Source organism: Paenibacillus sp. 01T442, from assembly GCF_056398345.1.
The window spans coordinates 61,941-70,541 of record NZ_JBFTPF010000032.1 but is presented as its reverse complement, the minus strand read 5'-3'; the positions used below and the strand labels follow the sequence as shown (position 1 = coordinate 70,541).

The following is an 8,601-nucleotide window of genomic DNA, read 5'->3' as shown; positions in this document are numbered from 1 at the left end:
GAAGCGCTTGCTGGTTTACGTGCGAATGAAGCCCGTTACTTTATGAACAAATACAAACATGAATTTACGGTTATACCCGCTAGCGAAAGTCAGGAGAACCTTGATTATGTGAACCAAATTTTGAAAGAACGTGATATTGCGTTCGCGGCTAAACCTCTAGAAACATCGCGTTTTCAAGTGGAAAACATTCAGTTTACCTACGTTTTTTATGAGGATGGTCTTAGCGTTAATGTCATGTATACGGTGGATGACCCTAAGAAGCGGGCAGTTGGCTTTAAGCTTTCTGAGGGGATGGAGATTCCCAAGGAACTAGAACCGAAGTTTAAGTTTGCTAGACAGAAGTCCAAACTAGCTGGAACGATTCGAGGTTCGTATTTTGTAATTAAAGGACAATACTAGTCTTCGAAGATATGTGTAAATAAAGGTAGATATTTCACAATACATGTGAGATATCTATTTTTTCATTGCAAAAAAGAAGGAAATGGGTCGAAAAACATAGAATGTTAATAATTGGTAGGTCTATAACGCAGGGGGAACACATCTATGGTATATCGAAATAAATTTCTAAAAGTGCTGCTGGGTTTCTTTATTGTAGTTTCGGGGTTATGTATGGCTCAGCCACACGTGGAGGCGGCATCTTATTCTTCCTATTGGTATCCGCAAGGAAAAGTTGGATTGATGAAGCCAACGATCGTGTTTGAATTTGTAAAAAGCGATATCACACCCGAGTTCAAAAGCTATACGATGAAAATCGACCAAGTCAAAGTAGACGCGCAATGGGACATTGGTAGAATGATCCTGTCTTATACGCCAACGGCGGATTTAAAGGCAGGAGAGCATACCGTTAATATTGTATTGGAGCTTAAAGAGGACGGCTACATGCCGATTGAGAAGAGTTGGACATTTCGTGTTGACGAAAAAGCCATTTCTGATCTGCCTGGGGCACCTACGGCTCAGCAATTAGAAGGCATTAAAGCGATTAACGATTACAGGGTTATGCATGGTTTGAATCCCCTTACCTTCAATAAGAACCTAACGTATGCGGCCAAACTGCATGCGCAATATTTAGAAACGAACAAGGTTAGTGAGTCTGGGGTATCAATGCACGAAGAAAATAGTAAGCTCCCCGGTTATATCGGAAGTAAGTTGTATGAGCGCGGTATGTACGCTTCGTATGCCGGAAATTTCTCGGAAGACGTCTCTTACAATGGAAACTCACAAGCAACGATCACACAAGCGATCGATGGCATTTTCGATGCCCCTTATCACCGTACGCCTTTCTTAACACTAGATGCCATAGAAATTGGTCTTGATAAACAAGGTGATTATACGGTTATTGAATTTGGACTAACGAATGAATGGAACTCGCGATTAGTCGTTTCTCCGGCTCCGGGCGATCCTTATGTTCCGATTGATTTTGACGGTCATGAGACGCCAGACCCGATCCGAAACCATGCCGGTACCAAGTACCCTGTTGGTTATCCCATCATGGCGCAACTTTCAGGAAGATTTGTTAGAGATGTCAAATTAGTCGAATCCAAGCTGACGGATAGTAAGGGCAAGGAGCTGGATCTATTGCTGAATACGCCTCTAGACGATGATCATCTGCAAAGTGAAGTTATGTTAATTCCGACTAAGCCACTCTCCCCGGATACGGTCTACACGGCTTACGTTAAGTTGTCTGTCATTGAAGATAATCAACCCAAGATCTATGAAAAGAAGTGGGAGTTCCGTACGGAACCTATTGCGTATGTGGGGAAAAGTAAATTGCATAACGATTCTACCGCGTATGTGAAGCAAATGAACCAATCTGGCAAGTTGCAGCATGTGGTTTCTTTTGGACTAGCAGATAATAAATTCATCTTGGATGATGTTAAGGTGCCTATGAAGCAAAAACCTATTATTAAAGATGGCAGCTCCTACCTTTGGATAAGAGATTTAGCAGGGGCACTCGGGGCATCCGTAGAATGGGATGATAAACAGAAAGCAGCTATATACACGAAACAAGGCAGAACCATCACCCTCTTTACGACCAAAAATGCCTATGCACTAAATGGTGTGGAAATGGCAACGGATTCACCAGCTATTTTGGACAACGATTCTACGATTATCCCAGTTAGATTGCTGTCTGAAGTGCTTGGCGCTAAGGTAGATTATGAGGACAAAACACGAACGGTTAGAATTAGTTACTAGCATAAAGAGACCTCTATCCACATGTGGATAGAGGTTTTTCTATGGATATGCGTCGGCTTAGAACCGACTGATCGCAATAAGTGCAGCTAACGCGAAGAACACAATGTTCACGCCGATTTCTCGATATTCCTTTCGAGAAATATGGAAAAGGGCGCCGAGAAGAACAACTGCGGCAAGCCCAGTAGCAGCAATTGGTGTCCATATAGGAGCAATATTCGCCGCCTGAGGCAGAATAAGTCCAAGTGCTCCGGTTAATTCAACGATCCCAATAAAGACAACGAACGATTTTGATACGTCTTTTACCCATCCCCAAGAGGCTTTGGCTTGTTCATAGTGAAAGGCCTTCAACCAACCAGAATAGACAAAACCTATTGCTGCAAGACCTTGAATGATCCATAGTGCGATATTCATGAATGGTGAAACCTCCACATTACTTTTTGACATCTCTACAGGTATATTAAACGCAAAGTATTCGATTAAGGAAGTAGGCACTTATAAGTTATATGAAGAAGATCGCAGTCCATACTTAGTATGTCTGTGCTTTTTCCGGGCCATGCCCGACCTTCCGACCTTTATCTGGAGAATAACCTGGGGTTGTCCAATAAAGAGAGTAATTTGCATTTTGAGCGATAGAATGAAATTACTGGGTATAAAATACCATGACAAAAGTCCTACTACGTCGACGTATTTCATGCTATACTTTCGTTAATAGGCAAGTAAATAGGGAGGGATATTAGTATTAGAGAATGTTAATTGTGGACCGTCGAGACTACACCCTTGGTTATCCACATTCCGTAGGTTGTTCAATCATCATTTTGCTTTACAGGTAGTAGGGCTTACCGTAATGAGCCTACGCACAAAGTATAGGTTTATCCGCATGGGGGGATAGCGCTTTGGAAGATCACAACGAGATGAAATTAAGTTCATATATACAAAAGAATTCATCCGATCTTTGGTTTTTTTTATACGTAGCTTTGGAATTAGTGGAGTGGATTAGAAAATTACATAGTAGCGGTGTCGTTTTGCATAATGTAAGCCCTGACAATATTTCTATTCAATCCAAAGACGGGCGATTAGCGCTAAAACTGATTTCCGAATCCAGTTCACATCGGATTAATGTGCTAACGTTGGAACAAAATGAGGACCTTATCAAAGTATTTGCTTATATGTCACCAGAGCAGACTGGCCGCATGAAGTGGAAGGTTGATCAACGCAGCGATTTGTATGCGTTAGGTGTGATATTATATGAGTTGCTGACTGGGGAGCTACCTTTTAAAGCGAATACGGCTAACGAATGGATTCATGCTCACATGGCGTTGCTTCCATTGCCTCCGAGTGTAGTTAAAAAGGGAGTTCCACCTATGTTAAGCGACCTCATCATGAAGTTACTGTCCAAAACAGTGGGGAGGCGTTACCAAAGCGCATATGGACTTCTGGATGACTTGAAAAAATGTTCGGACCAGCTAAAGCAGAATGGAATGATTGAGTCCTTTCCACTAGGTATAATAGATAAACTTAGCCGATTTCGGCTACCGGATAAGCTATATGGCCGAGAAAAAGAGCAACAGGAGCTGCAAGACGCTTATGAACGAGCCTGTTCGGGTTCTAAGGAGATCATGTTCATCGGTGGTCATGCTGGAAGTGGTAAAACAACGTTAGTCCAAGCTGTTCAAACGTCCGTTATGCATAATAAGGGGTATTTTATTTCAGGTAAGTTCGATCCATTACATACATCCATCCCGTACGCATCACTTATTGCAGCATTTCGCAATTTAATTAGGAAGATACTTACAGAAGATGAAGATCATATTTCCTTATGGCGTCAAAAGATTATAAAGGCCATAGGACAATGTGGCATTGTTCTTATTGAAGTGATTGCCGAGCTAGCCTTAATAATAGGGGAACAACCTCAGGTTGAGACACTGCCTCCAGTTGAATCAACAAACCGATTTCAAACGCTTTTTTGCAAATTTATTAAGGTCTTTGCAGATAAGGATCATCCTTTGGTGATTTGGTTGGATAATTTGCAAGGGGCCGATTCTGCCTCGATTGATTTGCTTCGGGTTTTAATGTTTGATCCTTCGAATAAATATCTTTTCCTCATCGGGACATTTCGAAATAACGAAGTCGATGAAGAACATGAAATAACTGGCATGTTTTCTGACCTCTCACCAATAAGAGATACGTCTATTCGCTCTATTAACCTTGAGGCACTAGGCTACCTAAGCGTAATACAATATGTAGCGGATGCGCTTCATACCGATCAAAGCAGAATTATGCCGTTGGCCAAAATCCTTTATCAAAAAACAGCCGGAAACCCCTTTTATTTAAAGCAAATGTTACAAATTTTTTATGAGAAAAAGCTAATCTATTTCGATTTGAACCAGAAGAGATGGGAATGGCATATACAAGAGATTAGAGAATGTGACGGCTTTCAGGATGTAAGTAGCTTAATCGTGGGAAGGTTTGAAACGCTTCCATATGAAACTCGTGAAGTCCTGCATTTAGCTGGTTGTATTGGAAAATCTTTTAAAATTCATATGTTGTCTATGCTATGTGGGCAGGAGACGGAACAAACGGAACAGGATTTAGTGCCCGCACTAAGTGCAGGTTTGGTATTAATTGAAAATGATCGCTATGTGTTCTTACATGATCAGGTGCAGAGGGTAGCCTATGATTACATACCGAAAGAAGAGAAAACGCATGTCCATTTGAAAATAGGCCGCTTGATGCTTTGTTATTTACAATCAGAACCGTGGGACGAGCATCTGTTTGAGATTGTACATCATCTAAATTTAGGAAGCGAGCTTATGACGGACCCGGTGGAAATTGAAAAGTTGGCCGAGCTATGTTTACGAGCAGGAAGAAAGGCTAAAGCATCTGCAGCCTATGTCCAGGCATTGGAACTATTGGAGAAGGGCTCTCAATTAATTGCGACCGAAGGGTGGTCCCAGCACTTTGATCTCTACGCCAAACTTCTAATTGAATGTTCGGAATGCCAGTATTTCTGCGGTTACTTTGAACAAGCGGAAACTGTCCTCGAGCAGTTATTGCTACATGTAAATGATGTTTTGGATAGAGCAAAGATCTATGTTATCCAAATTACGATGTATGCATTTCAAAAAAAAGTAGGACAAGCGAGCGACGTTGCTTTAAAAGCTGTGGCTGAGTTTGGGCTTCTTATTCCATCCAAATCTTCTCGGCTATCCATTATGAGGGAGATTATCTACACGCAAGTCATGCTTGCAGGAAAGCGCAGTCATTTAAAGGACTTACCGCTGAGCCAAGACCCACTGCATAAAGCATTAGCGGAAATAGTTATGGTCTCATCGTCGATTTTATTTGTTGCAAATGATGAACTGGCCGTCATTTTGTTTGCAAGATACGTACGAATGTCCTTGGATCAGGGGCACGCCGAAGCGTTGGCCATTGCGCTTGGTTCGTATGCCATGACACTGGCTTTCGGATTTAAAAGTTATGGAACTGCGTTACGTCTAGCCGAGATCGCGCTCCACTATTCCGAGAAAACGGACAGCCTCCTACTGCAAGGGAAAATTCAAGTTATTGTAGGGCTAATTTTACAATTGGTGCGACCTCAGGAATCAGGTTCGTACTTTCAAAAAGCGGGACAGTTAAGTTTGGAAGGCGGTGATTTACTTTATGCTGGACATGCCCTATCCTGCCAATTAATTGCGGGCAGCAAGGATTTGCGGCACTTAGATCATATATGTAAAATGAATGCTGAAAAATCTACCCGAGTTTTGGATAAATTGACGTTGAGAGTACTAAATCAAACGATGCAATATGTTGATCTCTTGCAAAATACGACGGATTCCAACCATTTGAATTTTAACAAAGGGTATTTTGACGAGAGCCAACTGAAACAGGAAGAATTCTTGTTCGCTCAGCACAATGTCAATCTGTATTACTATTACACTTGTAAGCTTGAGGTCTCGTACCTATATGGCCATTACCCGGAAGCTCCGCGATAGCGGAACAATCGAAGGATCTCGAGGCAGCAGTGCTGGTGCCAATCAAGCAGAAACACTGCTTCTATTATGCATTATCCATTATTGCTATATATCCAAGCGCACCGCAGCGTATGAAATGTCATTATCGCAAAATTTTTAATCAACTGTTGTCTCGAATGAAACAATGGACGAAGCTCGTTCCGGAAAGCACATTGTCTAGATATTGGACGATGCTTGCAGAATTGGCTATTTGGGATCAAGAATTTGCTAAAGCAGAGACCCTGTATGATCAAGCTATTCAATGGGCGCAAAAGAACGAATGTCCACAGGATGAAGCGATTGTGAATGAAAGGGTTGCTCACTATTACTTGCAGTTGGATAACCATAAAAGAGCGGAAGTTTACCTTCAGGACGCCTGTAAGGCCTATTATAAATGGGGGGCTTTTGGGAAGGTGAAAAGTTTACAGGATCGCAATCCGTCACTGATGGCCATCATCTTCAATGAGATGAACCCTTCCGATGATCGTGGCGACCATGCAGTGAAAGAAACCGCGGCAGTTGATAAAAGGCCCAATAATGTCCTTAATAGCGAATTAGATATGGACACGCTCCGACAAGCTTCAAAGATTGTTTCAAAGGGTAAAGCGGAGAAGGAGTTACTCAATGATTTTCTTAATTTGGCCATATATAATGTTGGCGCTGAAAGGGGATGTATCCTATTAGGAAATGAGGGTATATGGACTGTAGAGGCTGAAAAGGAAAGCAACCATAAGAAAGAGAGCCATGGGGATACCAGAGCCCACTTTTCAACTTCCGTGGCACAATTCGTGATGCGAACACGAGAATCGCTCATTCTTGGTGATGCTCGTCAAAGTATATTCGTAACAGATCCTTATATTCGGGTGAACCAACCTAAATCAATATTGTGTTTACCTTTTCGATATACAGATCACCGAGATGGCATCTTGTACATGGAAAATAATCTAACATCTGATGCATTTACCACAGATCGGTTGGAAGTATTAGAAATGATATTCTCACGAATGTCCTATATAAGGATCAATTCCGTTGAGGATGTAAAAAGTACGGATGTCAAAGTGTCACCCACATTAATTGAATCGCTTTCGAGTCGAGAAATAGAAATTCTTCGTTTAATGGCAGAAGGCTTGTCCAATAAGGAAGTTGCTGTACAGTTAGATATTACGGAAGGAACTGTAAAAAGCCACGCTTTCAACATCTATGGAAAGCTGGAAGTAAATCGAAGGGTACAAGCCATTTCCAAAGCAAGAGAGCTTCAACTATTGAACTAAGTGTGTTATTTCCTTTTGAAGCAATTCCCCACGAATAATTTGAATATCTTGTGGTGCTTCAATGGCGAGACGTAAGTGACCCTCATCACTTTTAATCACTCTTACTATGATCTTCTCATCAATCACGATGTATTGACCCGGCTTTCTTCCAACAACCAGCATATTGTGCACTCCTTAATCGTATTTACCCATGAGACTCAACGAGTATCGGTTATGAGTATTATCTTAGTTGGTTGCCCTGAAAAAGTAATCTAACGAAAGTTATAACGGATCAAAAATAATAATTATGACAGTGGAATAGGGCATAAGTCCTAGGTTTTCGGTATCAAACGAGAGAGTTGAAGTGATACAAAAAAAAGGCATAAGGATGACATTACGATCAGGAGTATAACGAAAGTTGTATTCAATTTTATTCGACATGAAGTGCAAAATAGAAGTTCCGAAGTAATTAGATGTCGATTTATAGAATTTATTTTAAAAAGGTATTCACATTTAAACATGTACCGCCGATATATCAGGTAAAGGATATCATATCCACTCAAGGACGAGTGAATGAGCATGGCATTTTTCAGGTTGACTGAAAAGTAGCTATGTGAATTTACTCGTCTTTTTGTGTTTTTTTAGATATAGGAATAGAGATTTAGATGCAAGACCAATAGCATAGAGTGACTTACGGATGAGCAAACAGCTCGATTGTCGATCTTCAGGATGAAGACAGACATCGAGTCGTTTGCTCATCTTTTTTTTTTTCATACTAACTCATAGGGAGATGAGATGGATGTTGGTTTTAGGAAGAAGACCTGGAGAATATGTGTTGATTGACGGCAAGATTACGGTGAAAGTCATCAAAAGTGAAGAAGGACATTTGCGTCTGGCGATCGATGCACCGCGGGATATTTCAATTGTTCGTGGAGAATTGGTTGAAGAGGAAATGAAAAATAAACATATAGATAACGAATAAGATTACCTTCCATTCAAGGCTGAGTGGTGTGGATCAGGGATGAGCAGGGTTACGGATCTTACGATTGATGTTGGATAAGCGCGCATTCAACGAGCAATTGTCGGAACGTATCCCTAAGCTTTAATGAATGCAAACGGATGTGTATTCAAAAACCCACATGGAGGTA

The 8,601-nt window shown here is 41.3% G+C and carries 7 protein-coding genes; 5 read left to right on the top strand and 2 right to left on the bottom strand.

Annotated features, from left to right (window positions below):
- Nucleotides 1-399 (top strand): phage tail protein (locus AC1DLM_RS21580; RefSeq protein WP_477571138.1); only part of this gene is annotated, 399 nt, incomplete at its 5' end.
- 144 nt (nucleotides 400-543) lie between these two features.
- Nucleotides 544-2,193 carry a stalk domain-containing protein gene (locus AC1DLM_RS21575; RefSeq protein WP_477571137.1) on the top strand — a complete coding sequence of 550 codons (1,650 nt, stop codon included), beginning with the start codon at nucleotides 544-546 and terminating at the stop codon, nucleotides 2,191-2,193.
- A 57-nt stretch (nucleotides 2,194-2,250) separates the two neighbouring features.
- Here AC1DLM_RS21575 and AC1DLM_RS21570 read toward each other — a convergent pair whose 3' ends face one another.
- On the bottom strand, nucleotides 2,251-2,604 hold the full coding sequence (locus AC1DLM_RS21570; RefSeq protein WP_477571136.1) for a DoxX family protein: 354 nt from the start codon (nucleotides 2,602-2,604) through the stop codon (nucleotides 2,251-2,253).
- Between the two features lie 482 nt (nucleotides 2,605-3,086).
- Between AC1DLM_RS21570 and AC1DLM_RS21565 the strand changes: the two genes are divergently transcribed.
- Together AC1DLM_RS21565 and AC1DLM_RS21560 are read left to right on the top strand one after the other, a co-directional pair.
- Nucleotides 3,087-6,185 carry an AAA family ATPase gene (locus AC1DLM_RS21565; RefSeq protein ID WP_477571135.1) on the top strand — a complete coding sequence of 1,033 codons (3,099 nt, stop codon included), beginning with the start codon at nucleotides 3,087-3,089 and terminating at the stop codon, nucleotides 6,183-6,185.
- A 35-nt stretch (nucleotides 6,186-6,220) separates the two neighbouring features.
- Nucleotides 6,221-7,474 (top strand): LuxR C-terminal-related transcriptional regulator, encoded by a 1,254-nt coding sequence (locus AC1DLM_RS21560; RefSeq protein ID WP_477571134.1) that lies wholly within the window; start codon nucleotides 6,221-6,223, stop codon nucleotides 7,472-7,474.
- On the opposite strand, the gene AC1DLM_RS21555 is transcribed toward AC1DLM_RS21560, so the two are convergent.
- Nucleotides 7,463-7,636 carry a carbon storage regulator gene (locus tag AC1DLM_RS21555; protein ID WP_441990111.1) on the bottom strand — a complete coding sequence of 58 codons (174 nt, stop codon included), beginning with the start codon at nucleotides 7,634-7,636 and terminating at the stop codon, nucleotides 7,463-7,465. The two genes, AC1DLM_RS21560 and AC1DLM_RS21555, sit on opposite strands and share 12 nt — an antisense overlap.
- A gap of 616 nt (nucleotides 7,637-8,252) precedes the next feature.
- Between AC1DLM_RS21555 and AC1DLM_RS21550 the strand changes: the two genes are divergently transcribed.
- Nucleotides 8,253-8,435 carry a carbon storage regulator gene (locus tag AC1DLM_RS21550; RefSeq protein WP_056622538.1) on the top strand — a complete coding sequence of 61 codons (183 nt, stop codon included), beginning with the start codon at nucleotides 8,253-8,255 and terminating at the stop codon, nucleotides 8,433-8,435.
- Nucleotides 8,436-8,601: the final 166 nt, after the last annotated feature.

Coding starts and splice junctions, on each gene's coding strand:
- AC1DLM_RS21575 (WP_477571137.1), top strand. CDS start 544: ATGGTATATCGAAATAAATTTCTAAAAGTGCTGCTGGGTTTCTTTATT.
- AC1DLM_RS21570 (WP_477571136.1), bottom strand. CDS start 2,604: ATGAATATCGCACTATGGATCATTCAAGGTCTTGCAGCAATAGGTTTT.
- AC1DLM_RS21550 (WP_056622538.1), top strand. CDS start 8,253: ATGTTGGTTTTAGGAAGAAGACCTGGAGAATATGTGTTGATTGACGGC.
- AC1DLM_RS21555 (WP_441990111.1), bottom strand. CDS start 7,636: ATGCTGGTTGTTGGAAGAAAGCCGGGTCAATACATCGTGATTGATGAG.